Source organism: Streptosporangium sp. NPDC050284, assembly GCF_044459525.1.
Lineage (GTDB): Bacteria > Actinomycetota > Actinomycetes > Streptosporangiales > Streptosporangiaceae > Streptosporangium.
On record NZ_JBITIZ010000002.1, the window covers coordinates 537339 to 563700 of the forward strand.

28 protein-coding genes are annotated in these 26362 nt (G+C 69.4%); 12 read left to right on the forward strand and 16 right to left on the reverse strand.

The window, feature by feature from the left end; genetic code table 11:
* Window positions 1-114: 114 nt before the first annotated feature.
* Window positions 115-570 (forward strand): hypothetical protein, encoded by a 456-nt coding sequence (locus tag ACIBH4_RS06785; protein ID WP_362519448.1) that lies wholly within the window; start codon window positions 115-117, stop codon window positions 568-570.
* Between the two features lie 283 nt (window positions 571-853).
* Window positions 854-1324 (forward strand): MarR family transcriptional regulator, encoded by a 471-nt coding sequence (locus ACIBH4_RS06790; RefSeq protein ID WP_362519451.1) that lies wholly within the window; start codon window positions 854-856, stop codon window positions 1322-1324.
* 171 nt (window positions 1325-1495) lie between these two features.
* Here ACIBH4_RS06790 and ACIBH4_RS06795 read toward each other — a convergent pair whose 3' ends face one another.
* The 3 genes from ACIBH4_RS06795 to glyA form a co-directional block, all read right to left on the reverse strand.
* Window positions 1496-2434 (reverse strand): sensor histidine kinase, encoded by a 939-nt coding sequence (locus tag ACIBH4_RS06795; protein WP_362519454.1) that lies wholly within the window; start codon window positions 2432-2434, stop codon window positions 1496-1498.
* A gap of 73 nt (window positions 2435-2507) precedes the next feature.
* Window positions 2508-2867, reverse strand: a complete 360-nt coding sequence (locus ACIBH4_RS06800; RefSeq protein ID WP_362519457.1) for a DUF3140 domain-containing protein — start codon at window positions 2865-2867, stop codon at window positions 2508-2510.
* A 256-nt stretch (window positions 2868-3123) separates the two neighbouring features.
* A complete protein-coding gene (gene glyA, locus ACIBH4_RS06805) occupies window positions 3124-4461 on the reverse strand; it encodes an aminotransferase class I/II-fold pyridoxal phosphate-dependent enzyme (protein WP_362519460.1) in 1338 nt (445 codons plus the stop codon).
* Window positions 4462-4904: 443 nt separating this feature from the next.
* Between glyA and ACIBH4_RS06810 the strand changes: the two genes are divergently transcribed.
* The 5 genes from ACIBH4_RS06810 (at window position 4905) to ACIBH4_RS06830 (ending at window position 11984) form a co-directional block, all read left to right on the forward strand.
* A complete protein-coding gene (locus ACIBH4_RS06810; protein WP_362519463.1) occupies window positions 4905-5513 on the forward strand; it encodes a helix-turn-helix domain-containing protein in 609 nt (202 codons plus the stop codon).
* Between the two features lie 339 nt (window positions 5514-5852).
* Window positions 5853-7586: an ABC transporter ATP-binding protein gene (locus ACIBH4_RS06815; RefSeq protein WP_362519466.1), complete on the forward strand. Its 1734-nt coding sequence runs from the start codon at window positions 5853-5855 to the stop codon at window positions 7584-7586.
* 104 nt (window positions 7587-7690) lie between these two features.
* Window positions 7691-9601, forward strand: coding sequence for an ABC transporter ATP-binding protein (locus tag ACIBH4_RS06820; protein ID WP_362519469.1), 1911 nt, complete (start codon window positions 7691-7693; stop codon window positions 9599-9601).
* Between the two features lie 285 nt (window positions 9602-9886).
* Entirely contained in the window at window positions 9887-10924 is a 1038-nt protein-coding gene (locus ACIBH4_RS06825; protein ID WP_362519472.1) for an FAD-dependent monooxygenase, read from the forward strand.
* 199 nt (window positions 10925-11123) lie between these two features.
* Complete coding sequence (locus ACIBH4_RS06830; RefSeq protein WP_362519475.1) at window positions 11124-11984, forward strand: NAD(P)H-binding protein; 861 nt, start codon at window positions 11124-11126, stop codon at window positions 11982-11984.
* 14 nt (window positions 11985-11998) lie between these two features.
* Here ACIBH4_RS06830 and ACIBH4_RS06835 read toward each other — a convergent pair whose 3' ends face one another.
* The 4 genes from ACIBH4_RS06835 to ACIBH4_RS06850 all read right to left on the reverse strand — a co-directional run bounded on the left by ACIBH4_RS06835 (window position 11999) and on the right by ACIBH4_RS06850 (window position 15452).
* Complete coding sequence (locus tag ACIBH4_RS06835; protein ID WP_362764346.1) at window positions 11999-13177, reverse strand: hypothetical protein; 1179 nt, start codon at window positions 13175-13177, stop codon at window positions 11999-12001.
* A 64-nt stretch (window positions 13178-13241) separates the two neighbouring features.
* A complete protein-coding gene (locus tag ACIBH4_RS06840; protein WP_362764343.1) occupies window positions 13242-13721 on the reverse strand; it encodes a DUF4365 domain-containing protein in 480 nt (159 codons plus the stop codon).
* Window positions 13722-14046: 325 nt separating this feature from the next.
* Entirely contained in the window at window positions 14047-14883 is an 837-nt protein-coding gene (locus tag ACIBH4_RS06845) for an MBL fold metallo-hydrolase (protein WP_362519483.1), read from the reverse strand.
* Window positions 14877-15452 carry a dihydrofolate reductase family protein gene (locus tag ACIBH4_RS06850; protein ID WP_362519486.1) on the reverse strand — a complete coding sequence of 192 codons (576 nt, stop codon included), beginning with the start codon at window positions 15450-15452 and terminating at the stop codon, window positions 14877-14879. Before ACIBH4_RS06850 ends, ACIBH4_RS06845 begins: the two co-directional genes overlap by 7 nt.
* Window positions 15453-15547: 95 nt before the next feature.
* Between ACIBH4_RS06850 and ACIBH4_RS06855 the strand changes: the two genes are divergently transcribed.
* Window positions 15548-16033, forward strand: coding sequence for a helix-turn-helix domain-containing protein (locus tag ACIBH4_RS06855; RefSeq protein WP_362519490.1), 486 nt, complete (start codon window positions 15548-15550; stop codon window positions 16031-16033).
* On the opposite strand, the gene ACIBH4_RS06860 is transcribed toward ACIBH4_RS06855, so the two are convergent.
* A complete protein-coding gene (locus ACIBH4_RS06860; protein WP_362519493.1) occupies window positions 16009-16596 on the reverse strand; it encodes a hypothetical protein in 588 nt (195 codons plus the stop codon). The two genes, ACIBH4_RS06855 and ACIBH4_RS06860, sit on opposite strands and share 25 nt — an antisense overlap.
* A gap of 206 nt (window positions 16597-16802) precedes the next feature.
* Here ACIBH4_RS06860 and ACIBH4_RS06865 point away from each other — a divergent pair, with 206 nt between their 5' ends.
* The gene (locus ACIBH4_RS06865; RefSeq protein ID WP_362519496.1) at window positions 16803-17687 is read left to right on the forward strand and encodes an NAD-dependent protein deacetylase; all 885 of its coding nucleotides are present in this window, start codon (window positions 16803-16805) and stop codon (window positions 17685-17687) included.
* On the opposite strand, the gene ACIBH4_RS06870 is transcribed toward ACIBH4_RS06865, so the two are convergent.
* The 3 genes from ACIBH4_RS06870 to ACIBH4_RS06880 form a co-directional block, all read right to left on the reverse strand.
* The gene (locus ACIBH4_RS06870) at window positions 17676-18404 is read right to left on the reverse strand and encodes an HAD hydrolase-like protein (protein ID WP_362764338.1); all 729 of its coding nucleotides are present in this window, start codon (window positions 18402-18404) and stop codon (window positions 17676-17678) included. The two genes, ACIBH4_RS06865 and ACIBH4_RS06870, sit on opposite strands and share 12 nt — an antisense overlap.
* Before the next feature lie 75 nt (window positions 18405-18479).
* Window positions 18480-19367 (reverse strand): endonuclease/exonuclease/phosphatase family protein, encoded by an 888-nt coding sequence (locus tag ACIBH4_RS06875; RefSeq protein ID WP_362764335.1) that lies wholly within the window; start codon window positions 19365-19367, stop codon window positions 18480-18482.
* 285 nt (window positions 19368-19652) lie between these two features.
* Window positions 19653-20111 (reverse strand): hypothetical protein, encoded by a 459-nt coding sequence (locus ACIBH4_RS06880; protein WP_362519507.1) that lies wholly within the window; start codon window positions 20109-20111, stop codon window positions 19653-19655.
* 261 nt (window positions 20112-20372) lie between these two features.
* Between ACIBH4_RS06880 and ACIBH4_RS06885 the strand changes: the two genes are divergently transcribed.
* Window positions 20373-20933 carry a sigma-70 family RNA polymerase sigma factor gene (locus tag ACIBH4_RS06885; protein WP_362764332.1) on the forward strand — a complete coding sequence of 187 codons (561 nt, stop codon included), beginning with the start codon at window positions 20373-20375 and terminating at the stop codon, window positions 20931-20933.
* Window positions 20930-21877 carry a hypothetical protein gene (locus ACIBH4_RS06890; protein WP_362519513.1) on the forward strand — a complete coding sequence of 316 codons (948 nt, stop codon included), beginning with the start codon at window positions 20930-20932 and terminating at the stop codon, window positions 21875-21877. Before ACIBH4_RS06885 ends, ACIBH4_RS06890 begins: the two co-directional genes overlap by 4 nt.
* A gap of 133 nt (window positions 21878-22010) precedes the next feature.
* Here the strand turns inward: ACIBH4_RS06890 and ACIBH4_RS06895 are convergent, their stop codons facing one another.
* A complete protein-coding gene (locus tag ACIBH4_RS06895; RefSeq protein WP_362519517.1) occupies window positions 22011-22373 on the reverse strand; it encodes a helix-turn-helix domain-containing protein in 363 nt (120 codons plus the stop codon).
* A gap of 53 nt (window positions 22374-22426) precedes the next feature.
* Here ACIBH4_RS06895 and ACIBH4_RS06900 point away from each other — a divergent pair, with 53 nt between their 5' ends.
* Window positions 22427-22816: a YybH family protein gene (locus ACIBH4_RS06900; RefSeq protein WP_399171592.1), complete on the forward strand. Its 390-nt coding sequence runs from the start codon at window positions 22427-22429 to the stop codon at window positions 22814-22816.
* Window positions 22817-22885: 69 nt separating this feature from the next.
* Here ACIBH4_RS06900 and ACIBH4_RS06905 read toward each other — a convergent pair whose 3' ends face one another.
* The 4 genes from ACIBH4_RS06905 to ACIBH4_RS06920 all read right to left on the reverse strand — a co-directional run bounded on the left by ACIBH4_RS06905 (window position 22886) and on the right by ACIBH4_RS06920 (window position 26352).
* The gene (locus tag ACIBH4_RS06905) at window positions 22886-23683 is read right to left on the reverse strand and encodes a dihydrofolate reductase family protein (protein ID WP_362764326.1); all 798 of its coding nucleotides are present in this window, start codon (window positions 23681-23683) and stop codon (window positions 22886-22888) included.
* A gap of 236 nt (window positions 23684-23919) precedes the next feature.
* Window positions 23920-25230, reverse strand: a complete 1311-nt coding sequence (locus ACIBH4_RS06910; protein ID WP_362519526.1) for a sigma-70 family RNA polymerase sigma factor — start codon at window positions 25228-25230, stop codon at window positions 23920-23922.
* A complete protein-coding gene (locus ACIBH4_RS06915; protein WP_362519529.1) occupies window positions 25217-25582 on the reverse strand; it encodes a YciI family protein in 366 nt (121 codons plus the stop codon). Before ACIBH4_RS06915 ends, ACIBH4_RS06910 begins: the two co-directional genes overlap by 14 nt.
* Before the next feature lie 131 nt (window positions 25583-25713).
* Window positions 25714-26352, reverse strand: coding sequence for a class I SAM-dependent methyltransferase (locus tag ACIBH4_RS06920; RefSeq protein WP_362519532.1), 639 nt, complete (start codon window positions 26350-26352; stop codon window positions 25714-25716).
* Between the last annotated feature and the right edge of the window lie 10 nt (window positions 26353-26362).

Here is a 26362-nt window from a genome sequence, read left to right on the forward strand (position 1 = left end):
GGAAGTGATGATCCTCACCGAGAACCGGTGAAAACGCCGGTGAGAACATGGTGTCCCGGCGCGTGGGAACGGTGGAAGCGTCGGTCTATCGGTACGGGAAGGTACGGTCGGCTCATGTCCGAGCGCAGCATGCCGCATGACCTCGCCGCCTGGGCGTGCCCCCACGGGCAGGACGCTCGCCGGGGTTGCACGACCTGCTACGAGGAGTCCATCGATCCCGACACCTCGAATCCCTTCTGGGAGGTCGCCGCGTGGTTCACCACCTCACGGCCGCTCCCGATCAAAACGCTCCAGGACGCGCATCATCACGACCGCCATTTCGCCCTCGACCAGCCGTCCACTCCCCTGGTCTACCTCCTGACCGGCCGTGCCCGTGCGAGCGACAGCGTGCAGGCGATCGCGGGCGTCGTCGGCTTCCTGATGTACAACCGGCACGTGGTGTCCGACTTCACCGTGACCGAGACCCGTGCCACCCGACGCTCTCCCGGCACTCCCAGCGCGCCCAACGCGACCCGCCAGACCGACAAGTGGCTCCAGGACCGGCGCCGCCCCGACGGGCGCGCACCGTGAAAGCCCTCCCGCCGCGCTGCGGATGAGCGCATCGCGGATGAACGCGCCGCGGATGAACGCGCCGCAGATGAACGCGCCGCGGATGAGCGGGGCCACAAACGGGCAGGGCCGCGGATGGGCGGGGCTGCGGATGGGCAGGGCTGCGGGAATCCCGTCGCACCACCGATGACAGACCGGTCCTCTCGATCCTCCGCCGCGGCGTGCCGCCGAGGATGACAAGGTACGGCGACAGTCCCTAAGCTCGACAACACCATTGTCGGAACGTCGAGGCCGGGAGGCGAACGTGGCGGCCGACCCTCCGGGCTTCGAGCTCCCCCTCCGGCTCTTTCTCGGCTTCCGGGTGCTCATCGACGAACTCCACGCGGAGCTCGCCCGCCAGGGGCATCCCGACATGCGGCCGATGCACGGCTTCGTTCTGCAGGCGATCGGCCCCGAGGGCACCACGGCGGTGGAACTCGGCCGACGGCTCGGCGTCTCCAAGCAGGCGGCGGGCAAGACGGTCGACACCCTGGAGCAGTTGGGCTACGTCGAGCGCGGCTCCGACCCCGGCGACGCCCGCCGCAAGATCGTACGGCTCACCGAGCGGGGCGTCGACAGCCTCGTCCGGTCGGCGCGCATCTTCGAGGACCTGCGTGCGAGCTGGGCGAGGACCATCGGCGAGGACCGGCTGCGCGCCCTGGAGTCCGACCTGCGCGCCGTGACCCCGGAGGAGGTCTTCCGCCTCGACGTCCCCGGCTGGTTCGGCGGCCACTGAACGTTCCGGGAGCGACGGGCGACGGGACCGCGAAAGGTCGGTTCCAGAGAGGCGAATGCTCTCGGACGATGCTTTCGGGAATGCCGAACACGCGCGGACACCGGTTCAAGGCATGTCGAAACAGACGCGGACGCCGATTCAAGTGACATCGAAACAGGCGCGGACGCCGGTTCAGGGGTTGTCGAAACAGACGCGGACGGTGGTCCCGCCCTGCTCGGTGTGGACGCGGACCAGGTCTCCGAGGAGGTTGGTCACGAGCAGTCCCCGCGAGCCCCGCTGTCGGGAGTCGGCCGGGCGGCGTCCCGCGAGTGGATCGACGATGTGGCCCGAGTCGCTGACGTCGAGCACGATCCGGCGGTCTTCCGTCCAGATCCGCAGGACCCCGGAACCGCCTCCGTGTTCGATGCTGTTGGCGGCCAGCTCACTGGCGATCAGCCGCAGGTCCTCCAGGCGCACCCCCGACAGGCCCGCCCGCTCGGCGTACCGGACGGCGAAGGCGCGCACCCGCCACAGGTCCTCGCCGCCGAAGGGGAGAACGTCGGCGTCCTTCGGTTCGGGCAACGGCCCGCCGCACTTACGGATGACGCGTTCCGGCGCGTAACCGGCGCTGGTGCGTGTCCCCGAGCCGTCCGTGAGAACGGGATGGGCCGCCTCGGCGAGCTCGATGATCTCGGCGTCCAGCCCGTCCAGGTCGTACGGGCACAGGATGACGGCGTCCCGTCCCAAAAAGGCGAGGTTGATCAGCGCCTCGTGCAGCAGGCACGCGTCGTGCTCCGACCGCGGCCGGTCCGGCCAGACAGGTTCGCCGACGATACGGACCCTGCGGCCTGGGTGGAGGTCGGCGAAGGCCCACAGGACGGCGGGGATGATGCGCCCGGGGTTGCGGCCGACCTCCTCCATGTCGAGGAAGTGCACCTCGTCGGCCGCCGCGCCCAGCTCCGCCTGGATGAGTTTCAGGTTCTGTCCCGGCACGGCGACCGCGACCGGCTCTCCGGCCTCGACGCCCTCGCGGACGAAGGGCACCGTACCGTCCAGATACTGCCGGAAGCCCCGGTAGAACAGTGCCGGATGGGCGAACAGCTCCACCTCGGTGGTCGTCGGCGCGTTCACGGCGTCTCCATTTCGATCGGGGAGGGTTCAGAGGCTTCCTGTTGCTTTGCACCTCCGGCTTCCTGCCGATTCGTCATCCTCCCAGTCGTGACGGTCTGAGCGGGTTGTGGCCGACCTCCAGCAGCGCCCGTCGCCGGTCGTCGTCGTCCTCGTCGACCGTCCCCTCGGCCAGCGTGTCCTCGACGCGGTCGACGGCCTTTCGCATCGTCTCGATGTCGTCGGTGGTCAGGTCGGCCTTCCGCTTGCCGAGAACCTGGAGCACCTGACGCCCGAGCGGCGGCATGGCCGCCTCGGGGCTTACGGCGACGGCCGCGTCCTGCGACGCCGAGGCCGACGCGAGCAGGAAGGCCCTCAGTTCCTCCGATGTCATGTTCACGACCTCGTGGAACTCCTGCCACACCAGGTCGAGGATCAGATCCGACTCTTCGGCCACCGTGCTCTCCTCTCATGCCGGGCCGGTAAGGCCACGCCCCGGACACGAACCGGTCACCGGCGCGGATCGGACCTCCCACGGGTGGAGGCGCGCGGTGACGGGCGCACGGCCCGCCCTACCCCGGCTTCCATCCCGTTAACACGCGGACCGGGGTACGGGCGGGAAAAGAGCCCTGATGATCAAGTAGGCCGAGCCTCTCGGGCGGCGGTGTTCCCGGCCGTTCCTGGAAAGCCCTGGACGGCCGGGCAAGCCCTCCTCAGGCGGGGTTGTCCACCGTGAAGTGCACTCCCGAGAAGCGGCTCCGCCACTGGGTGACCTCCGGTGCCACGGTTCCCGGGTCGACGTTCTCGTCCAGGCCCCGGGCGATGAACGACGCCAGCTCCGGCATGTCCGCCTCGGTCATCCCGAGTCTGACGATCTCCGGCGTACCGATGCGCAGGCCGTTCACGTCCCCCTCGACCGCCTCCGTCGGCAGGCCGATGCCGCAGGCGAGAAGGTTCGCCTCGCGCAGCCGCCGGGCGGCCCGCTGGCCGCCGCCGTAGCGGTGGGCGAGGACGGCGAACTGGTGGGAGCGGGTGCACCCGCGCTCGGCGGCGAAGACCGGGACCCCGAGGGCGAGCAGTTCGTCGGCGAGCCTTCGCGCGGTCGCGACCATCGCCTGCGCGTAGGCGGGGCCCGCGGCCTTCCAGTCGAGCATCGTCATGGCGAGTGCCGCGGTCTTTCCCGCGTCGAAGTTCGCGGTGAGCCCGGGGTAGGCGATCGCGTCGAGCCGCTGGGCCAGCTCGGCGTCGTCGGTCACGATGAGCCCGCCCGCGGGACCGCCCAGGCTCTTGTACGTGCTCATGGTGATCAGGTGGGCGCCCTCTTCGAGCGGCTGCGGCCAGGTCTTTCCCGCGATCATCCCGCACAGGTGGGCGGCGTCGAAGAGCACGCGGGCACCGACCGAGTCGGCGATCTCGCGGATGCGCGCCACGGGGTGGTGGAACAGGTTGAGGCTGCCGCCGATGGTGATCAGCTTCGGCCGTACCCGTACGGCGAGCTCGCGCAGGGCGTCGACGTCCACCGTGTAGCCGTCGGACGTGACGGGGGCGGGAACGGTCTTCAGCCCGTACAGGCCGGCCGCGCCGGGCTGGTGGTGGGTGACGTGGCCGCCGATGCTCGCGGGTGGGGCGATGATCGTGTCGCCGGGTTCGCAGACAGCCATGAACGTGTAGAGGTTCGCGAGCGCTCCGGAGCCGACGCGCACCTCGGCATAGCCCGCGCCGAAGACCTCCGCGGCCAGCTCGGCGGCGACGATCTCGATCTGTTCGATCGCCTCCAGGCCCATCTCGTACTTGTCGCCCGGGTATCCCAGCGACGCCCGCGACCCGAGGTTGGCCGAGAGCAGGGCCTCGGCCCTCGGGTTCATGATGTTCGTCGCCGGGTTGAGGTTGATCGACTCGACGTCGTGGATGCGGTGGTTCTCGGCCACCAGCCGTTCGATCTCACTCTGGACCGAGGAGGCCGTCTGGTCCGTCACGGCCTTCAGGACGGACTGGACGCGATCCTCGGTGGTGGCGGGCACCCACGGGCGGTGGGCGAGGGCACGGGGCATCGGGTGTTCTCCTGGTCGACAGGCAGACGGCTGTCGCGGTGACGTCAGAATGTCTGCCAGACGACGTTAAAACGCAGACGACGACCAGCGCATCGGGTGAAAGACGGGCTTTCTAGCTGCTTTTTCCTACATTTGCCGGAAAAATACAGCCAACTTCTGCAGAAAAGATCACTTCTTTCACACGGGCCCCATCCCGCACCCCCGTATCCTCGAACCGGCACCTCACAGGCCCGGGCGACCACATCGCACCGAAGCCTCACACCGAACCCTTCGCACCGACGCCCCGTCACCCCGAACGAGCCGCACCGAAACCCCGCCACCTCGAACGAGTGCACGCCGAAATCCCACGGCCGGACCACCTCGAACGGGTCGCGCCGGAGCCTCACGGCCGGACCGCTTTAAATGAGTGAGCGACTCACTCATTCATTCGCTAGGATGCCGACGTGATCTCGACCTCCCAGCGCGCCGCACCCCTCCCCCCCGACGAGCGGCGCGCGGCGCTCATCGCGTCCACCCTGTCGCTCGTGCTCGCCGAGGGTCCGGACGTGAGCACCCGGCGGATCGCGCAGGCGGCGGGCGTGGCCGAGGGGACGATCTTCCGGGTCTTCGCCACCAAGGACGAGCTCGTGAGCGTGGCGATCGCGAGCGCCTTCGACTCCTCCTCGCTGCTTGGCGAGCTGAAGACGATCGACCGTGCGGCCCCTCTGGACGTCCGGCTCGTCTCGGCGGTCGAGATCCTGCAGCGACGCACCGCGCGCATCTTCCGTCTGGTGGACGCGATAGGGATGAAGGCCATCGAGGCCGGTCACGAACACCGAAATCTCTCCGAGGAGAGCACCCTGATCAGGGAGGCGCTCACCGGCCTGATCGAACCCGCCGGGGAACGGCTGCGGTGCGAACCGAACGAGGCCGCCCGCCGACTGCAGTTGCTGGTCATCGCGTGCACCCACCCCCGGCTCGTCGAAAGCGATCCGCTGGCCGCCTCGGAGATCGTCTCCATGTTGCTCGACGGGATACGCCTCACCGCCGCTCCCCCGGAATCGCTCCCCTGACCTCCTGCCCCACCCTCCGGAACCGCTTTCCCGACATCGTCCTCGGCGTCCTCGGCGCCTCCGGCGGCCCCAGCCCCCCGACCTCGGCGATCCCGACCCTGGTGGTCCCGACGAGCCGGGGCCGCGACCTCCCGACTTTCCGTCCTTCCGTTCTTTCCTCCTGCCTCGACGTCCTCCTCGGCTTGACCTCAACCGAGCTTCACCTCGCAGGCTGATCCTCACCATTCCCTTGAAGGAGATCCCCATGATCCCGGTTACCGGGGCGACGGGCACGACCGGCCGACGGCCGGATCCCCGGCATGACGCTCCTCGCCCGGCCACCCCGCGCGAGGAGCCCTCATGTTGATCCGGCTACTCCGCACGTACCTGCGCCCCTACTCGTGGGCGCTGACAGCCGTGGTGGTTCTGCAACTGGTCGGCACCATCGCCTCGCTGTACCTGCCCAGCCTGAACGCCGACATCATCGACCAGGGCGTCGCCACCGGCGACACCGGCTACATCCTGTTCGCCGGTGGCTGGATGCTGCTCGTCTCCCTCGTGCAGGTCGCCTGCTCGATCGCGGCGGTCTACTACGGTTCCCTCACGGCCACGGGGTTCGGGCGGGACGTCCGCTCGGCCGTCTTCCACCAGGTCGGCGGGTTCTCCGCCAGGGAGGTCTCCCGGTTCGGAGCCCCCTCGCTGATCACCCGCGGCACCAACGACGTGCAGCAGGTCCAGATGCTCGTCCTGATGACCTGCACGATGCTGGTCGCCGCGCCGATCATGGGCATCGGTGGCATCGTCATGGCCCTGCGCCAGGACCTCGGCCTGTCCTGGCTCATGCTGGTCTGCGTCCCCGTGCTGCTGGTGTCGATCGGCCTGATCACCGTCCGCATGTTCCCTCAGTTCCGCGCGATGCAGGACCGCATCGACCAGGTCAACCGGGTGCTGCGCGAGCAGCTCACCGGCATCCGTGTGGTGCGCGCCTTCGTCCGCGAGCGCGAGGAGACCCGCAGGTTCGCGGACGCCAACGCCGCGCTGACCGAGACGTCGCTGCGCGTCGGGCGACTGACCGCGCTCATCTTCCCCACCATCATGCTGATCCTCAACATCTCCAGCGTCGCCGTGATGTGGTTCGGCGCCGCACGGGTGGACAGCGGGGAGATACAGGTCGGCGCCCTCACCGCGTTCCTCATGTACCTGGTCCAGATTCTCATGTCGATGATGATGGCGACCTTCATCTCGATGATGATCCCGCGCGCCTCGGTCTGCGCCGACCGCATCGTCGAGGTGCTCGACACCGACTCGTCGGTGACACCGCCCAGCGACCCCGTACGGCAGGTGAGCGGGCGTGCCGAGCTGGAGATGCGTGACGTCGAGTTCCGCTATCCGGGTGCGGAGGCGCCGGTACTGTCCGGTGTCTCCTTCCGCGTGAGCGCGGGACAGACCACCGCCGTCATCGGCAGTACGGGCTCCGGCAAGACGACGCTGATCTCCCTGATACCCCGGCTGTTCGACGCCACCTCCGGCACGGTGTCGGTCGACGGCGTCGACATCCGCGACCTGGACCCCCAGACGCTCTGGACGCGCATCGGCCTGGTGCCGCAGAAGCCGTACCTTTTCAGCGGCACCGTCGCGAGCAACCTGCGCTACGGCGACCCGGACGCGAGCGACGCGGAACTGTGGGAGGCGCTGGAGGTCGCCCAGGCCCGCGACTTCGTCGAGGCGATGCCGGAGGGCCTGGAGGCGCCCATCACGCAGGGCGGCACGAACGTGTCCGGCGGGCAGCGGCAGCGGCTCGCCATCGCCAGGGCGCTGGTCAGCAAGCCCGAGATCTATCTGTTCGACGACTCGTTCTCGGCTCTCGACCTCGCCACCGACGCGCGGCTGCGCGCGGCCCTGCGCCCGCACACCGCCGAGGCCGCCGTCGTCATCGTCGGCCAGCGGGTCTCCACCATCGCCGACGCCGACCAGATCATCGTGCTGGACGACGGCGTGGTCGTCGGCCTGGGGACTCATGACGAGTTGCTCGAGTCCTGCCCCACGTACCTGGAGATCGTCGAATCCCAACTGGCCTCGGAGGCCGCAGCATGAGCAACCGGCCCATGACGACCACGCGACCGCGTCCCCCGGTGTCCGGCGGCCCCTTCGGGCGCGGCCCCTTCGGGGGGACCGCCGGGATACCCGCGGAGAAATCGATGACCTTCGGGCCGTCGGCACGCCGACTGGCACGGCGCCTGGCCCCCGACCGCCCGAAGCTGCTGGTCGTGATCGCCCTCGCCGTGACCAGCGTGGTGCTGAACGTTCTCGGCCCGAAGATCCTCGGCCGCGCGACCGACCTGATCTTCACCGGGGTGATCGGCAGGCAGCTGCCCGCCGGCACGACCCGGGAGGAGGCGATCGCCGCCGCCCGCGCCGCGGGCAACGACAACTTCGCCGGCCTGCTCTCGGGAATGGACTTCGTACCGGGCCTGGGCATCGACTTCGGCGCGCTGGGCACGGTCCTGCTGTGGGTCCTGGGGATCTATCTCACCGCGTCGGTCTTCTCCTGGCTCCAGGGCTACCTGCTCAACGACGTGGTGCAGCGCACCGTGTTCCGGCTGCGCGAGGAGGTCGAGGACAAGCTGAACCGGCTCCCGCTGCGCTTCTTCGACGGCCAGCCGCGCGGCGAGCTGCTCAGCCGGGTCACCAACGACATCGACAACGTCTCCCAGAGCCTGCAGCAGACGATCAGCCAGCTACTGGTCTCGCTGCTGACCGTGATCGGCGTACTGGCGATGATGTTCGTGATCTCGCCACTGCTGGCGCTGATCGCCCTGATCAGCATCCCGCTGACGATGTTCGCCACCACGCTGATCGCGAAGCGCTCGCAGAAGCACTTCGTCGCGCAGTGGACCCACACCGGCAGCCTGAACGCCCACATCGAGGAGACGTTCACCGGCCACGAGCTGGTGAAGGTGTTCGGACGCCGCCCCGAGGTCGAGGAGGTGTTCAGGCAGCGGAACGAGGAGCTGTTCAAGGCCGGCTTCGGCGCCCAGTTCGTCTCGGGGATCATCATGCCGATGACGATGTTCATCGGGAACCTCAACTACGTCGTCATCGCCGTCGTCGGCGGCATGCGGGTCGCCACCGGGTCGATGAGCCTGGGTGACGTGCAGGCGTTCGTCCAGTACGCGCGGCAGTTCACCCAGCCGCTGACCCAGGTGGCCTCGATGGCGAACCTGATGCAGTCGGGGATCGCCTCGGCCGAGCGGGTCTTCGAGTTGCTCGACGCCGAGGAGCAGGCGCCGGATCCCGCAGCCCCGGTGCCTCCCACCGTCAGGCGGGGCCGCGTCGAGTTCGAGCACGTGTCCTTCAGCTACGACCCCGAGCAGCCTCTCATCGAGGATCTGTCCCTGGTGGCCGAACCCGGGCACACGGTCGCGATCGTCGGCCCGACCGGCGCGGGCAAGACCACCCTGGTCAACCTCGTCATGCGCTTCTACGAGCTGAACTCCGGACGGATCACCCTCGACGGCGTGGACATCACCGCGATGCGCCGCGACGACCTGCGCTCGCACATCGGCATGGTGCTCCAGGACACCTGGCTGTTCGGCGGGACCATTCGCGAGAACATCGCCTACGGCAATCCGCTCGCCACCGAGGAGCAGATCCAGGCCGCCGCGCGGGCCACGTTCGTCGACCGGTTCGTCCGCGCCCTGCCCGACGGCTACGACACCGTGATCGACGACGAGGGGGGCAACATCAGCGCCGGGGAGAAGCAGCTGATCACCATCGCCCGCGCCTTCCTCGCCGACCCGTCGCTGCTCATCCTGGACGAGGCCACCAGCTCGGTCGACACCCGCACCGAGGTCCTGGTGCAGCACGCGATGGCCGCGCTCCGTTCGGACCGCACCAGCTTCGTCATCGCCCACCGGCTGTCCACCATCCGCGACGCGGACCTCATCCTGGTGATGGACGCGGGTCGCATCGTCGAACAGGGCACCCACGACGAGCTGCTCGCCGCGCGGGGCGCCTACCACCGCCTGTACTCGGCGCAGTTCAGCGGCGCCGTGGTCCTCGAAGGCGACGAGCCCGCCGGGGAGGCGGTGGCCACGACAAGAGGATGATCGCGACCGGGGCGACGACCACGAAGAGCGGTTGACCGCGACCGGAGCGACGACCACGACGGGCGGATGATCACGGCCGGAGAGCCGGTGACCACGACGAAAGGAACGGCCGGGAAAGCGGTGATCACGACGAGAGGTCGACCGCGGCCGGGGAACCGGTAACCGGCCGCGTCGATCCCGCTGCCTCACCCTGCCGCCCCTCATCGTCGCCACTTGCCCGATGCACCACAGCAGTGGTACCACAGATGTGGCACCACTGCTGTGGTGATTAGAGGGGAGCGGGACATGAGGGGAAGAGCCGCCATCGTGGGGGCCGGGATCAGCGGCCTGACGACCGCCATCGGGCTGCGCGGCATCGGGTGGGAGGTGCACGTACTCGAACGCTGGCCGAAGATCAACACACAGGGCACGGCCCTAGGGGTGCGCCCCGACGCGCAGGCCGCGCTCGCGCGGCTGGGACTGGGCGAGGAGCTCCGTCGCCGTACGGTCCCCTACCGGCGGGCCCAGATCCGCACGCCGAGTGGCCGCCGGATCGCCGATCTCCCCCTGGAGCGCATCGAGCGCAAGGGCGGCGCGCCCGTCCTGATGCTGTCCAGGATCTCTCTGATGGACATGCTGCTCGACGCCGTGGGAGACGCCTCGATCACGACCGGCACGGAGATCACCGATCCGGAGGCGCTACGCGGGGAGTACGACCTGGTGGTGGGGGCCGACGGGTTGCGCAGCACGGTCCGCACGGCGTATTTCGGCACCGCCGTCCGGCCGCGCTACACCGGGATCGTGGCCTGGCGGGGCGTCGTGGGGTTCGAGCCGGACCTACGCGGCGAGACCTGGGGACCCGGCCAGGTGTTCGGCATCACTCCCCAGGAACCCGGGTCCACCAACTGGTACGCCGCCGTGTCGACACCGGAGGGCCACGGGGAAACCCTTGACGAACTGCGTGCCCGCTTCACCGGCTGGCACGACCCGATCCCGCGGATCCTCGCAGAAGCCGACGAGGAGACCGTTCTGCGGCACGAGATCCACGAGCTGTCCTCGCACCTGAGATCCTTCGTGACGGGCAACGTCGCCCTGGTCGGCGACGCGGCGCACGCCATGTCACCGGCTCTCGGGCAGGGCGCGTGCCAGGCCCTGCTGGACGCCGTGGCTCTCACCGACCGCCTCCGGACCGCGGACGAGGTCGAGACCGCGCTGCGCGAGTACGACGCCAGACGCAGAAAGCCCGCTCAGCGTCTCGTGACGATGTCGCGCCATATGGCCCGTTTCTCGAACCACCACCTGACAGGACCGCGCAACGCCCTCATGCGCCTCCTCCCCGCCTGACCTCGGCGAAGACTTCCCGCCTGACCACCGCCAAGGACTCCCCGCCTGACCACAGCCGAAGACGCGACACCCTCATGCGCCCCCTCCGCCCGACCTCGGCCGAAGCGGCAACGCGCCCATGCACCTCCTTCCCGCTTGACCTCAACCAAAGATGAGGTCGCAAGCTGGTCGGGACATCCCATCCACGAAGGAGATCCGCATGATTCTGGTCACCGGAGCGACCGGCAAGGTCGGCGGGCAGGCCGTGTCCCAGCTCCTCGACGCGGGCGTCGCCGTGCGCGCGCTCACCCGCGACCCCACCTCCGCCTCCCTCCCGAAGGGCGCCGAGGTCGTACGCGGTGATCTGGCCGACCCCGCCACGCTGGACGACGCCCTGGACGGGGTCGAGTCGGTGTTCCTCGTCTGGCCCACCCTTTCGGCCGACCACGCGGCGCCCTCGACCATCGAGAAGATCGCCAAGCACGCCCGCCACGTCGTCTACCTCTCCGCCCGCGGTGTCCTCGACCCCGTACCGGGCACGCCCGAGCCGGACCCGAACTCGATCCTCGGCTCCCACGCCCTCATCGAGCGGCTGATCGAGCGGTCCGGGCCGGAGTGGACGTTCCTGCGGCCCGGCGGGTTCGCCACCAACACCCTGATGTGGGCCTCGCAGATCCGCGACACCGGCACCGTCCGCTGGGTGCACGGGGGTGCCACCAGGGCACTCATCCACGAGCGGGACATCGCCGCCGCCGGGGTGAGCGTGCTCACCGGCACGGGCCACAGCGGGGCGAGGTACGTGCTGAGCGGTCCCGAGACCCTCACCCAGATCGAGCAGGTGACCGCCATCGGCGAGGCCGTCGGCCGGGCGGTCCGCTGGGAGGAACTCCCGCCCGAGGACGCGCTGCGCGAGCTGGTCGACCAGGGCTGGCCGCCCACGGCGGCGAAGGGAATGATCGACGGGCACGCGCGGATGGCGATGTTCCCCGAGTCGGCCACCTCCACGGTGGAGGAACTCACCGGAAGGCCGGGCACCCCGTTCCGGCAGTGGGCCGCCGACCACGCCGACGCCTTCCGCTGACGCGCCCCGGCCCGCTATTCGTCGTCGATTCCCGGCAACACCGAGAAAGAGGTGAGCCGACGAAGAGAGCGGCGTGTTCCGCGAATGTCGAGATCACCGGTGGCGGTGACCTGAAGACCGGTCCCGTGGGCTCTCACCGCCAACCTGTAATCGGATTCGTCCAACTCGACGCGGAACCTCCTCGCGCTCCCCGTGTCATCGTCGATCCCTTGGATGACCACTTCGCCCTTCCCGAACTTTCCTTCTCGGAACAGGCGAACCACCAGACCGATAACCGTGACACCCGCCCTCGGCTGTCTCGTCCGCAAGAAGTCCGCGGCCTCCCCAAGGATTCTTTGCTGACCAGGCGTGATCCTCAGGCGGGTGGGTTCGTGGGACCCTGCGGCGAGCGGTGACTGCGAGAAGCGGATCTGATAAACGTCATGATCCGGCCCTCCCAGACAGCTCAACGCCTCCAGTTCGGTCGCGTTGGCGGCCCCCTGACCGGGGTGCCCGAAAGACGACAGCGGTTTGTCCCCCTCGCCGACCTCTCTCGCGAGGCGTTGAGCCTTCTGGGCCGCGGCGAGCATCCGACTCGTCACCTTGCGACCGAACGGCAGGGGGCGAACATCCAGCAATTGCTCCTGACCGACTGTCGGCGGCGACACCGTCTCCGTGTAGGCGTCTTCCAGCGGAAGGGACAGGGAAAGAACGAAGCTTCCGGGCTGCGTGGAGATCCGGGCCTGAGCGGCATAGGATTCCGCTCGTTGCGGACGGCGAGGAGGAAGGACAAGGGAGTCTGCGTCCAGGGCCGCAGCCGATGCGATCACGTAGTTCCGCAGCGCGGATATGGCGGAATGCGCCACGAGCAAGGGGGCTTCTCCCGCTGGAGCGTTCGGGGTCAGTCGTACGGACACATTGTCCGCACCACCGAAACTCATGTCCGCGGCCACTTCCTGTGGAAGCCGTTGCTCCACATAGGCCAACACCCTCAATGCCTCATTGATACGACCGGCGTAGTCACGAACTTCCTGACTGACCGGAAGAACGACTCGCGCGTTCGTTTCCGTATCGGACAGGCGGGACCGCCACAGCGTTGTCCGGCCGTCATCGTCGTCGAGGACCCATCCGGCTCCCCTGAGATAGTCAGCGAAAACGGACAGCGAGGGAACCGACGCCCCCTTCTCCCTCGGGATGTCATGCGACCCGCTCACGCCGTCCCCCATGCGTCCACGTCCGGCACGGGAGTCGACCTGCGGACCCCATAGGTGCTCAACATCAGGTGAAGCCCACGGCGATCCAGGGTGTGAGCGGCCGGAAGACGTACGACCTGAGTCTTGGCGTTGTCGGATGCCGGCATGCCCTCAGCGAGACCCATGCGCCACGCCCCACCAGAAGCGTTCCGTCCGCGTGCAGGCGCACGTTCTCACCGCCTTCTGATACTCCGATGACGGCAAGTATCCGCCGGATCGCATGATCATCTCGCCTCAACACGTCATAGGTCTCGATGTCCAGGTCATAGTTGTATGTTCCGCCGTCCCGGCGCAGGTCTACCGTGGTCTTGACCTGAATGAGAACAGCCGGGTTGTACGTACCATGCTGAACACCGCGCTGAAAAAGCTGTACGTCCGCCTTCTGCAGGTCCAGGGTCGCGGGTCGCCCATGCAGGAAACCGCAGCCCGCGGCGACCACTTCCAGCCATGCCTCCCCGAAGTCCCCTTGTGGCGCATTCTGTTCGTGTCCTCGCGGAGAGACCATCTTTCCTCAAATTTTCGACAGCCGGAAAGCCTCCCGAGCGAGGGTATAGGCGACTACTCGCCACTACCTGGCAATCAATATATTTTTCATAACACCGCCAATCTCAGCAGCATCCCCTATCTACCTATCCCACCTAAAGCACCATTAAATACGTAGCGCTAATAGAACAGCGAGAAATGCAGCATCCGGCGCTGTTCACGAGTCCGGGGTGCCGTCCGCTTGCATCCGCAGCAGTGGCCGGAACGCGCCCCGATCATGCTTGCGATCGCGACGTGCGCGACCGACGCGCGGTCCTCCCTCTTGGCGTCGTGCCGCACACCGGTCGCTAGCGGGGCGTCCCTTCGCGCTCGCTTCGTTGGGCGAGGCGTTGGAGTTGCCCTTCGTGCACGTCGCTCACCCACTCCCAGCCGGGCTTGGCCGATGGGCCGACCCGTGGGTCGGCGGGGACGTGGCCGTCTCGCAACGCGAGTACGTACGCCCGATCCCGGTCGATCCGTGTCTGCACCTGGTCGGATCCGCCGACGGACCCGTGGCCGGGGACGACGACGTCAACGCCGTCCGCCACGTCCTCGATCAGGGCCAGCGCGGTGAGGTATTCCTCGATCGGGTCGGCGGTGGCCTCCATGTCGAGCATCGGAACCAGGACGTCGGAAAGCATGTCGCCGGCGACGAGAACCCCGCGTTCCTCGATCAGCAGCGCCGCGTGGCCAGGGGCGTGCGCCTGGTGCTCGACGATCCGGACCCCAGGGCCGTCCCAGGGGATCCGGGCGGTTTCCGCGGGCAGGCCGGTGATGAGGCCCAGCAGGTCCATCGGCACCTGCCCGGCGATCTCCGTTTCGAGCAGGTGGTCGGCGATGCGGTCCTTCGCGCCTGCCTCCGACAGCTGCTCTCGGATCGTGGCCGCGCAGCGTGCCGTGCCGTAACGGGGCGCCTCGCCGAGCCGGGCGTGCCAGAGCAGGTGGTCCCAGTCCGGATGCGTGGAAAACCCCGCCACCACGGGCCGGCCCAGCTCACGAAGGTCGTTCGCGAGGCAGTCGAGCTCGGAGCCGGTCACGCCGGGGTCGATGAGCAGCACACCGGCCCGGCCCTGCACCACAACGGTGTTGGTCCGCACGAACTCGCTCTCGTGGACCCACACACCCTCCGCGACCTGCTTCAGCACGAGCTCGTCTCCTTCGCGTCCCGGACGGCGTAGTGATGCATCGTGACGCCCTGCTCGAACGATCGTTGCTCCAGCAGGTCGAGATCGATCGGCAGGTCGTAGTCGTCGAACAGCGGCCTGCCGAAGCCGAGGATCGAGGGATGGGTGAAGAGCAGCAACTCGTCGAGCAGCCCTGCCCGGAGCAGCTGCGTCGCGAGCGCCGCGCCGCCCACACCGATGGTGCCGTCGGTCTGGTCACGGAGAGCGGCGAGCTGCTCGATCGCGTCGTCTCCACCGATGATCCGGGTGTCGTGATCGGCGCTGTGGCGGGTGCGGGAGACGAGCACCTTGGGCGCCGCGGTCCAGATCTCGCCGTACTCACGCAGGAAGTCCGGCAGCGACGCGTCCTCGCGCGCCCGCGGCCAGAATTCCTCCATCGTCTCGTACATGACCCGGCCCTGGACCATCATCGCGAGCGCCCGCGCCCGCGCGTTGAACTCGCGGTGCAGCTCCTCGCCGATGCGCAGCCACTCGCCGGCCCCGTTGTCCCCGGGAACCTGCTCGATCCGCAGGTCGAGGGACACGTTCATCCAATAAAGGAAGCGACCCATCAGCTCCCCTTCCCCATAGTGCTTGCATTTTGCAACTACTATATTGGCAACGAAACAACCGTCAAGGAGGAGTCGTGGAACCACGGTCCGGGTGTCCGATCAACGCCGGCGTCGAGCTGCTCGGAGATCGCTGGTCGTTGCTCGTGCTGCGCGACATCATCTTCGGCGACCGCCGATACTTCCGCGCGCTGCTCACCGGGTCGATCGAGGGCATCGCCTCGAACATCCTCGCCGACCGCCTCAAGCGGCTCATCGACGCGGGGATCCTCACCCGCGGCGCCGCGGGCCGCGGGCAGCGCGCGCGCTTCAGCCTCACCGAAGCCGGCATCCAGACCCTGCCGATCATCTACGCCCTCGGCAACTGGGGCCTCGACTGGACCTCCGGCAGCGCCGAGCTCCGCAGCCGGCAACAGCTCATGCGCGACGAGGGTCCGGCGTTCGTCGAGGAGCTCATGGACGAGCTCCGCGTTCGCCACCTCGGCGCCCCGCCGAAGCCGCACCAAGGGCCGGGCGCGTTCGAGCGCCTCAGCGCCGCCTACGCCGGCTCCGGCGGCTCCTGATCCCGTCCGTAGACCGTGTCCAGGAGGTCCCGGACGAACCGATCGAGATCGTTCAGCCCGGCGGCGGCCAGGGTGTCGTGGCCGCCCGCCAGCAGGTGCGGGACGGCGGCGTGCAGGGCCAGCGTGACGGCGGCGGCGCGACGCGGGGTGACGGGCAACCCGGCGGCGCGCTGGGCCCGCTCGAAGTCGGTGAAGTCGGCGGCCGCGATCGCGTCGAGTATGGTCGCCAGCCACGGCCTGCGCGCCGCCTCCGTCTGGAGCTCCAAGTAGGCGAGCAGACGAGAACGGCCGGGGCCCGCGACGTTCTCCAGAAGTCCGCGAAACATGGCCACCAGACCGTCCCGATCGACGGGTTCCCCTGCCGGCACCTGGTGGTACAGCTCGACACAGCGCTCGGCGATCGCCCGCAGCAGGGAGTCTCTGGTCGGGAAGTAGTTTTTCGCGGTGCCGGGCGGGGTGGTCGCGGCGGCGTCGACGGCCCGGTGGGTGAGGCCGCGTCCCCCGGTCTCCGCGAGCACCTCGATGGCCGCGTCCCGCAGGCGGTCTCGCCGTTCCCGATTCATCTCGCCGACATTACCACCACACCCGTGGTGACTTCTTCCTGCCATCTTGAGACGCAGCGACCTTGAGGCGGTCCCGTACCCGTCGGTCGCCTGGCGTTCGCCGGCCTGGACGAGATCACCCAGGAAGACGCGGCGGGCCTGACCGGACACGGCGGAACTTCCGGTCAGGCCCGCGGGCGGGCCCCGCGACCGCCCGACCCGTACGGATGGGGCAGCATGGAGGGGTGAGCGAGGGTACGAGCACACTGGCGAGACTGCTGACCGGGGGCGGCGTCCTGGTGCTGAGCGGGGCCGGGATATCGACGGAGTCGGGGATCCCCGACTACCGGGGACCTGGCGGAACCCTGAACCGGCACACCCCCATGACCTACCAGACGTTCACCGGCGATCCGGTGGCCAGGCGGCGCTACTGGGCCCGCAGCTACATCGGGTGGCGGGCGATGACCAAGGCCGCGCCGAACCACGGCCACCGCGCGGTCGCGTCCCTCCAGCGGCGGGGCCTGGTCTCCGGCATCGTGACGCAGAACGTCGACGGCCTGCACCAGGCGGGCGGCGCCCGGTCCGTCATCGAGCTGCACGGAAACCTGCGGGAGGTGGTCTGCCTGGGCTGCGGCCACTCCAGCCCGCGCGAGGAACTGGACCACCGCCTGACCGAGGCGAACCCGCGCTTCGGCGCCCTGCCCACCGCGATCAACCCGGACGGCGACGTCGAACTGCCGGACGAGGAGATCGACGGTTTCCAGGTGGTCGGATGCCGGGCGTGCGACGGAGGGATGCTCAAGCCCGACGTCGTCTTCTTCGGGGAGACCGTTCCCACGGAGCGGGTCCGCGCGTGCTTCGCCCTCGTGGAGGAAGCGCGACTGCTCCTGGTCCTCGGGTCGTCCCTGACGGTGATGTCGGGCCGCAGGTTCGTGCTGCACGCCGCGAAGCTCGGCATCCCCGTCGCGATCGTCAACCAGGGCCCGACCCGGGGCGACGGCTACGCGACCCTCACCGTCGACGCCCCTTTGGGCACGGTCCTTCCCGAGTTGGTTCGCCTCGTCGACACCGAGATCGACACCGAGACGGTGCCCACCGGCTCACCCCGCTGATCCGCCCGTCCGGTCCGACACGCCCAGCACGGCCCGTACGACGGCGTCGGTGTCGGCGAGGTCCTCCAGCACCAGCTCCGGACCCGCCTCGCTCAGGACGTTCGCGTCGTTGAAGCCGGTGGCGACCGCGATCACCCTCGCTCCACCCTCATGACCCGCGCGGACGTCGTTCGGCGTGTCACCGATCAGCACGGTGTTGCGTGCGGTGAAGGAGTCCCCGTACTTGTCCGCGGCGCGCCGCTGCGCGCCGGCCACCAGCGCGGCGCGGTCCTCGTGGTCGGTGCCGTACGCGCCCACCTCGAAGTCCACGAAGCCGTCCAGCCCGAACACGGTGAGCTTGCCGATCGAGACCGCCTCGGTGTTGCCGGTGAGCACCGACTGCACCACGTCCTCGCGTTCCGCCAGCGCCGCGAGCACCTCGCGTGCCCCCGACAGAGCCCGGCCGCGCTCCCGCATGACGGCCTCGCGCACCCCGAACGCCTCGGCGAGGGCGACGTAGAAGGAGTCGAGGAGCTCGTCCGACACCTCGACGCCGTGCATCCGAAGGATCTCGGAGATGATCGCCCGCTCGGTCCGCCCTGCCACGCTCACCGGGTGTTCCATCCTGCGGCCGGTGGTGGCGTGCAGCGCGTGGTCGTAGGTGTCGGCGGTGACGCCTCCGGCATCGATCAGCGTGTGGTCGATGTCCCACAGTACGAGCGTTCTCGGGGAGTTCACCGCCCGAGCATAACCAAGCCCGGATAACCGGGTTCCGACGGCCGGAGGCGCTCCCCCACCCTCACCGAAGAGCCGTCAGAGATCGACGCGGGCGATGAGCGGCAGGTGGTCGCTGCCGGTGGCGGGCAGGGTCCAGGCGGCGACGGGGACCGCCGTACGGGTCATGACGTGGTCGATCCGGGCGAGAGGGAGGGTCGCGGGCCAGCTGAAACCGAACCCCCTCCGCGCCGAGACCATCCGCGAGGTGAGCGGGACCAGGCCACGGTCGTCGAGGGTGCCGTTGAGGTCGCCCAGCAGAACGACCCTGTCCAGCGTTTCCGAGGCGACGGCCGCACCCAGCGCGGCGGCGCTCTCGTCCCTGCGGCCGGACCCGAAACCGTCCGACGGCCGGATGCGGATCGAGGGAAGATGCACGACGTACACGGCCACGTCCCCCTGTGGCGTCCGCGCGGTGACCCGCATCCCGCGGTTCCAGTCGGGTCCGACGTCCGCGGGCCTGATGTCCACCGGCCGCGCGTCCGCCAGGGGGAACCTGGACCAGAGGCCGACGGTGCCCACGACCGCGCGGTGGGGATGGCCGGAGGCGAGAACGTCCTCGTAGAAGGGCCGGACGGCAGGCGTCAGCTCCTCCAGGGCGATGAGGTCGGCCCCGGCCCTCGCCAGCGCGAGCGCCGTCCCCTCGTGGTCGGGATTCTCCTCGCCGACGTTGTGCTGGAGCACGGTCAGATCGCCCGCCGCCTCCCGGTCGGCGGGCAGCGCCCGCCCGCCGAAGACCACGGCCCAGACCGCCGCGGGGAGCACCAGGGACACCGTCGCGAGGACCGAGCGGCGCAGCAGCGCCAGACACAGCAGCGCGGGAACGGCCAGGCCCGCCCACGGCAGGAAGGTCTCCAGCAGGCTGCCGAGATTGCCCACGCTGTTGGGTACGACGGCGGGGAACGCGAGCAGCGCCGCCACCAGCACGGCGACCGACGCGAGAACCCGTCCCCGCGACCGTGTTCCCGAGGACCCCGAGGACCCCGAAGACCCCGAAGACTCTGAGGACCTTGAAGACCCTGAGGACTCCTCGGAGGCTCCGTCCGGCGCGTCCCGCCCCCGTCTTGCTCCCCGTTCCCATGCCCGGAGCCCGGCCCGGCGAGCGTCCTTCTTCCCGCCCTCCCCGCAGCCGACCTTTCGATCTTCGATGCTCATGCGTCCGACCGTACGATCATCGCGGTCCGGCCGGGCCTCCTATCGCGAAACGGACATCTAGTCGGCTGAGAGACGTTCGGCGAGCCGGTCCAGGCCCTGCCTGATCATCTGCCCGTACCCGTCGTCATCGAGTGCGCCAACGGCGGCGCGTCCGCGTTCGAGGTGGTCGCGTGCCCGGTCGAGGTCACCGAGCCTTCGGTAGGCGTCACCCAGGTTGAGGTGCAGGGAGGGGTAGAAGCCGCTCACGGAACCGGCGACACCCACCTGCCGGGCCCGCTCGTCGGTGACAAGGTCGGCCGCCTCCAGGGCGCGAAGGTCCCAGAGCAACTCCTCCTTCACCTCGTCCTGGACGTCGGCCATCCAGTGAGCGAGAGCGCACCGGTACAGAGGGTCGCCCGTCACCCCGATCTCCTCCCACAGCTCGGAGAACAGCTTCCGAGCGGCCTCCCGCTCACCCCGCCTGCCCAGATCGGCGGCTTGGCCGATCCTGGCCATCATCACATCGGGCTCGGTCATGCGGTCTCCTCGGCGGAAGGTCAACGGCCAACAGTGCGGGACTGTAGCGGCGGCCACCGACACAAACCGCTGTGAACGTTCGGCACCGTGGCGGCGGTTCACGGTGACACGCACCCGCCATCGCGTCTGACCTGCTCACACCCCTAGCGTCGAGTAAGGCGTGGTGAGACGGGACAGCTTTTTCGTGGCAACCGGAAATGATGTCTCATCAGCACACATAAGGAGGATTGTCAGTCAAGTGAGTTGATGAGGAGAGTCGCCATGGGACCGCCCGTGGACAACAAGCGGCTGGTCAGATTCGAAGCCGTCTACAACCGGGCCTACGGCCAGATCACGGCCTATGCCGCGCGCCGCTGCGATTCGCCACAGGACGCGGCGGACGTCGTGGCGGAGACCTTCACCACCGCCTGGCGGCGGGTGGACGAGCTGCCGGAGGGAGAGGAGGCCACGCTCTGGCTGTACGGCGTGGCACGCAAGATACTGGCCAACCACTACCGAGGTGACAACCGCCGACGGGCGCGCCGCACCGAGCTCGATGCCAAGATGGCCGACCTGTACGGAGACTCCCCGGACAGCAAGGTCGAGCTCGGGGCGATCGGCCAGGTCTTCCTGACCCTGTCCGACGAGGACCGCGAGCTGCTGTCGCTGGTCGCCTGGGAGGGCCTGGATCGCGAGGAGATCGCGACAGCGCTCGGGGTGTCGCGCAATGCCGTACGCATCAGGCTTCACCGTGCCCGCAGACGCTTTTCCCGAGCCCTCGCGGAGGCCGAGGTCCACTTCACGTCAGAGAGCCGGTTGATACCGACGGAGAGGTCGCTGTGAAGGACATCGACGAGATCGAGGCGGTGAAGTCGCTGGCCAGGGTCGCGCCTGGCAGGCGGGGAGGTGACCCGAACGACGCGGAGGCGCGAGCGTTGCTGGCAGCGATCACCTCGGAGGAGCCGCGCACGGTGGCGAGGACCCGCAGATACGCTCCCCGAAGGCTCGCCCTGGGACTCACGGCCGCGGTCGCGCTCGCCACGGGGTCGATGGTGGGCCTGAACGGTTTCGGAGCGTCGAGCTCCTGGGCCGTCACCAAGGCCGCCGACGGGACGGTGACCATTCAGGTCCGCGACTTCCGTGACGCGGCGGGCCTGGAGAAGCGGCTGAAGGACCTCGATGTTCCCGCCGTCGTCGACTACGTTCCCTGGGGGCGGCAGTGCCGCCAACCGCGCGGTAAGCATGTGACGGACATCCCCCGAGGTCTATACAGCCTGCCGGAGAACATCCCCGGCGAAAAGCACGGCTGGCAGATGCGGATCGACACCAAGCTCTTCAGGCCGGGCCAGACCTTCGTCTGGACCATCAGCGCCCCCGAGAGCGGGCAAGGCAGCGACACCACCACCTATCTCATGGAAGGGCCGGTAGCGCCCTGCGTGCCCGCACCCGCCTCCGCCCGGGGGGAGGGCAGCGCGGAATTCCGGAGCGCGACGCTCAAGGGCCGTTCGCTGGAGGGCTTCCGGGTGGACGAGAAGACCGTCGGCGAGGTCCTGCCGGAGCTCAGGAAACGCGACAGGAAGGTCATCTTCCTGATCATGGCCGTCCCGCCGGGGAACCCCGGAGGTTTCGGCGAGGAGCGTACGCAGGAGGAGCCCGTCGGTGACGACTGGATCGTCTGGGAGGCGGAGGAGAACGCCGAGGGGGTGATCCGCCTGCTCGTCACGGAAGAGCGCTACGACGACAACCCCGTCTACGGAGGCCCGCGAGACGCCGTCGTCACCGAGTAGCCATGCCCCTGCCAACGGCCGGCCGTCGGCGGGGGGACGTACAGGGTTCGGTCCTGCGCGCGGGGATCGCGTCGGCTCCGTAGATCGCGTCGGCGAGACCGCCGGTGACCCTGGCGACAACGGTCGAAGCGATTCACGTGTCCGGCGCACCCCAGTCCCACAGTGCCTGGAGGACGGGGCCGAGATCGCGCCCGCGGGGGGTGAGGCTGTAGCGCACCCGGGGCGGCCAGTCGGGGCGGCGGTGGCGATCCAGCACACCGGCTTCGGCCAGGTGCGCGAGCCGATCGGACAGCACCTTGTCCGACAGTGCGGGCAGCGCCTGGCGAAGCTCGCTGAACGTACGGTCGCCCCGCAGCAGTTCACGGATGATCAGGGTCGTCCAGCGTCCGTGCAGGGCCGCCAGGGTGATCTCCACCGGACATGACGGGGTGGGTTCTGTGACGTTCGCGTGGGGATGGTCGGGCAGGCCCGAATAACCAACCGTTTGGTGAGCCACGAAGGCGCCTCCTAGCGTTGCCGCGTCCGAGTTGTTTCTACCGAAACGGAGCGATGATGCGACAGCTTGCCGAACGTCCGGAGGATGTGCCCACCGTCTTCGCCGAGCGCTTCAACGCCGGTGACGCCGAGGCGGTGGCGGAGATCTACGAGAGCGACGCCGTGTTCGTCTCGGAATCGGGCGCGCCGCTGACCGGAGAGCAGATCAACGCCGCCAACGGCCGCTTCCTGGACCTGGGACTGCCGATCACCGTCCGGCCACGACACGTCCACACCACGGGCGACCTCGCCCTGCTGATCGTCGACTGGGTGATCGACGGCACGGACCGCGACGGCCGGCCCGTGCACTTCCAGGGCACCGCCACCGACGTCGCCCGGCGCGGACAGGACGGGTACTGGAGGTACGCCATCGACAGCCCCTTCGGCGTGGCGGAGAAGGTTTGAAGGTCTCCTCGGTCACCGGAGCGACCGCGGGATCCACCACGCCAAGGGGAAGTCGGCGGAGAGTCCCTCTCAGCTCAGAAGATCTGAACGCCCGCTGCCTCGGTCGTCGAGGACGAGGGCGGCCCTCCCGTTCACGGTGTAGCGGATGTGCGTGACCTCGGGGGTGTGGATCACCCTGGTGGGGATGAGCTCGATCGCCTCCTTCTCCGGGAGGCCGAGTCCGAGATCGGCGCCCGGCCTCGCGCCCGCGCCCAGCCCCGCCCCCAGGTCGGTCCCCGGCCCCGCGCCCAGGCCCGCGCCGATGTCGGCGCCGATGTCGGCGCCGAACAGGCTCATCCCCCTGCCGAGCACCACCGGGACGATGTGCAGTTCCAGCTCGTCCAGCAGACCGGCCTGGAACACCTGGCGCAGCAGGGTGCCGCCTCCGGCGATCGCCACGTTCTTGCCCCCCGCGACGGCGCGTGCCTGCTCCACCGCGCGGGCGACGCCGTCGGTCACGTACGTGAAGCTCGTCCCGCCCCGGCGCATCAGGGTCTCGCGGGAGCGGTGGGTCACGACGAACACCGGCGCGCGGAACGGCGGCTCGTCACCCCAGGGAACCTCGCCTCCGTCCGCCATGTTCCGCCCCATGACGTAGGCCCCCGCGGCCTCGAACGACTCGGCGATGATGTCGGAGTTGACGTCCTTCTCACCGCCCGCGAAGCCCTGCCGCTCGCGCCAGGCCGTGGCGTCGATCACCCACCGGGTGACCCGGAAGAAGCCCGCGGCCTCCTCAGACTGCAACCAGCCCGACCGCTCGCCGGTGTGTCGCGGACCGGCGTAGTAGCCGTCGAGGGACACCGACATCTGTGCCGTCACCTTTGTCATATCGCTTCGCTCCCGTTCCGGCGGCCCCCCGCTGGGGTCCGCTCGGTGAAGGATCGGAGCCGCGGACCGGATTTCTACCTGCCCGCGCAAATATTTCTTCGCGGCCTCGGCTCTCACAGCGGACGACGCGATCTCGCGGTCGGTCGGTCCGGCTCGCGCGGCGGGTGGCGCGACCGGCTGCCCGGGCCGGCTACCGGTTCACGCCACCGGACGACGCGATCTCGCCGCCGGTCGGCTCAGCTCGCGCAGCGGGCGGCACGCAGCAGGAGAAACCGCTGCTCGGGCCGGCTACCGGCCAGACGTGCGGCCTCCCGGTACGCCGAGGACGCGGCAGCGGTCTCCCCCGCCTGGTCGAGCAGGTAGGCGCGGACGGCGAGCAGCCGGTGATGACCGGCGAGCATCCCGGATTCCAGCTCGTCCAGCAGCGCCAGTCCGGCACGCGGGCCGCGCGCCATCCCCAGCGCGACCGCCCGGTTGAGGGTGGTGACGGGGTTGGGGTGCAGGCGCTCCAGGATCTCGTACAGCTCCAGGATCTGCTTCCAGTCGGTCGCCTCGGCCGACGGCGCCTCGTCGTGTATCGCCGCGATCGCGGCCTGGACCTGGTACGGGCCGAGCCGGCGGGTCGCGAGCGTACGGGTGAGGATCTCGGTCCCCTCCGCGATGGCCTCGGCGTCCCAGCGGGACCGGTCCTGCTCCTCCAGCGGCACGAGCACCCCGTCGGGGCCCGTACGCGCCGCGCCGCGTGCCTCGGTGAGCAGCATCAACGCCAGCAGGCCCGCGACCTCGCCGGAGTCGGGCAGCCGCGCGTACAGCCGCCGTACCAGATTGACGGCCTGTCCTGTGAGGTCGGGCCGACGCAGGTCCGAGCCGGAGCTGGCGCTGTAGCCCTCGTTGAACATCAGGTACAGCACGTGCAGCACGACCCGCAGCCGAGGCCCGTGCTCGGGATCCGGGGGCAGCTCGAACCGCGCCCCGGCCTCCCGCAGGCGCTGCTTGGCCCGCGAGACGCGCTGCCCCATCGTCTTCTCCGGCACCAGGAAGGCCGCCGCTATCTCGCCGGTGGTCAGTCCGGCGACCGCCCGCAGCGTGAGCGCCAGCTGCGACGAGACCGTCAACGCCGGGTGGCAGCACAGGAACAGCAGTTCCAGCAGGTCGTCACGGGCCACCTCTGCGTCCGGCGGTGGCGCGACCAGAGCGTCGCGCGGCATGGCGTCGAGAGCAGCCCGTTCCCGACGCTCCCGGGCGCTGTCGGCCCGAACCCGGTCGATGTACCGATTCGCCGCGACCTTGTTGAGCCAGCCCAGCGGGCGGGCCGGGACACCGTCGCGCGACCAGGCGTCCGCCGCGGTGATCAGCGCCTCCTGCACGGCGTCCTCACAACGGTCGAAGTCCCCGTACCGGCGCACCATCGAACCGAGCACCCGGGACGCCGACGACCTCAGCAGCTCCTCGACCGACCCAGCCGACTCAACCGCCTCGTCCGCTTCGACCGGCTCATCCGGCTTGACCGGCTCATCCGGCTCGAAAGGCTCGTCAGATCTCGCCACTCGCCCAGTCACGTCCCATCAGCGGCCACACCTCCAGGCCACCGCCGTACAGCGTCCCCGGATAGGCCCGCGCGATCTCCAGCGCCCGCTCCTCGTCGTCCACCTCGACCACGAAGTAGGAGCCGACGAACTCCTTCGCCTCGACGTACGGGCCGTCGGTGACGACCGCGTCACCGCCCACCCACCGAACCGATCGCGGCCGGGGCATCAACCCTTCGGACTCAAGAAGCTCTCCCGACTCGCGCAGCGTCTCGTTGAACCCGTCGACCTTGGCGATCAGACTCGCCATGTCCTCCGGCGCGAGGGCGTTCCAGATCTCCTCGTTGCCGTAAATCAGCATCAGATACTTCATCGTGCCGTCCTCCTTGTTGATAGCGGACCGTATCGTGGCAGCACGGCGCTCCTTGGGGAAGCCACCCCGCGGTGCGGGGAAATGCCCGGGCTCCGACTCGATACGCCGCCCGTCGTCGGCTTACCAGGCACTCATGCGGTCGGGTAGGCCGTTCCCCGGATGAGGAAGGACATCGGTGTACGCACCGCGGGCAGCATGAAGCGCTCCAGAGCGGTGATGGTGAACCCGGCCTGCTGGATCACCAGCGCGCTGTCGCGGCCGGTGTGACAGCCACCGGCCAGGCGCGGCCAGACGGTGGCGTCCAGCAGGTCCTGCACCCGCCTCATCCCTGCCGAGTCGGCGCGTACGTGCTCCAGGAACCGCAGCTGCCCACCCGGAGCCAGCACCCGGCGCATCTGGCTCAGCGCCGCGTGCGGGTCGGGCAGCGAGCACAGCACCAGTGAGGCCACCGCGGCGTCGAAAGTGCCATCGGCGGCCGGAAGGTGCTCGGCCAGGCCCTCGCGGACCTCGACAGGGACCGGTGCCCGTACGGCCGCGGCACGGGCCAGGTGGCGCAGCCGCGGCTCCGGCTCGATCGCGAGCACGCGCGTGACGGTGGACGGGTAGTGGGCGAAGTTCAGCCCGTTTCCCGCACCCACCTCGATCACCTGACCGGACAGGCCCTCCAGCAGCGCCTGGCGATGTCCGGCCAGCCCTCGCTTCTCCATGACCCGGCTGATGCGGGCGTAACAGCGGGCGAAGAGCGGATGGTCGACACTCGTGGCAGCCATGCTGTTCTTC

Coding starts and splice junctions, on each gene's coding strand:
- ACIBH4_RS06785 (WP_362519448.1), top strand. CDS start 115: ATGTCCGAGCGCAGCATGCCGCATGACCTCGCCGCCTGGGCGTGCCCC.
- glyA (WP_362519460.1), bottom strand. CDS start 4,461: ATGCCCCGTGCCCTCGCCCACCGCCCGTGGGTGCCCGCCACCACCGAG.
- ACIBH4_RS06815 (WP_362519466.1), top strand. CDS start 5,853: ATGTTGATCCGGCTACTCCGCACGTACCTGCGCCCCTACTCGTGGGCG.
- ACIBH4_RS06820 (WP_362519469.1), top strand. CDS start 7,691: ATGACCTTCGGGCCGTCGGCACGCCGACTGGCACGGCGCCTGGCCCCC.
- ACIBH4_RS06825 (WP_362519472.1), top strand. CDS start 9,887: ATGAGGGGAAGAGCCGCCATCGTGGGGGCCGGGATCAGCGGCCTGACG.
- ACIBH4_RS06830 (WP_362519475.1), top strand. CDS start 11,124: ATGATTCTGGTCACCGGAGCGACCGGCAAGGTCGGCGGGCAGGCCGTG.
- ACIBH4_RS06840 (WP_362764343.1), bottom strand. CDS start 13,721: ATGGTCTCTCCGCGAGGACACGAACAGAATGCGCCACAAGGGGACTTC.
- ACIBH4_RS06850 (WP_362519486.1), bottom strand. CDS start 15,452: ATGAACGTGTCCCTCGACCTGCGGATCGAGCAGGTTCCCGGGGACAAC.
- ACIBH4_RS06860 (WP_362519493.1), bottom strand. CDS start 16,596: ATGAATCGGGAACGGCGAGACCGCCTGCGGGACGCGGCCATCGAGGTG.
- ACIBH4_RS06865 (WP_362519496.1), top strand. CDS start 16,803: ATGGGGCAGCATGGAGGGGTGAGCGAGGGTACGAGCACACTGGCGAGA.
- ACIBH4_RS06880 (WP_362519507.1), bottom strand. CDS start 20,111: ATGACCGAGCCCGATGTGATGATGGCCAGGATCGGCCAAGCCGCCGAT.
- ACIBH4_RS06885 (WP_362764332.1), top strand. CDS start 20,373: ATGGGACCGCCCGTGGACAACAAGCGGCTGGTCAGATTCGAAGCCGTC.
- ACIBH4_RS06900 (WP_399171592.1), top strand. CDS start 22,427: ATGATGCGACAGCTTGCCGAACGTCCGGAGGATGTGCCCACCGTCTTC.
- ACIBH4_RS06905 (WP_362764326.1), bottom strand. CDS start 23,683: ATGACAAAGGTGACGGCACAGATGTCGGTGTCCCTCGACGGCTACTAC.
- ACIBH4_RS06915 (WP_362519529.1), bottom strand. CDS start 25,582: ATGAAGTATCTGATGCTGATTTACGGCAACGAGGAGATCTGGAACGCC.
- ACIBH4_RS06920 (WP_362519532.1), bottom strand. CDS start 26,352: ATGGCTGCCACGAGTGTCGACCATCCGCTCTTCGCCCGCTGTTACGCC.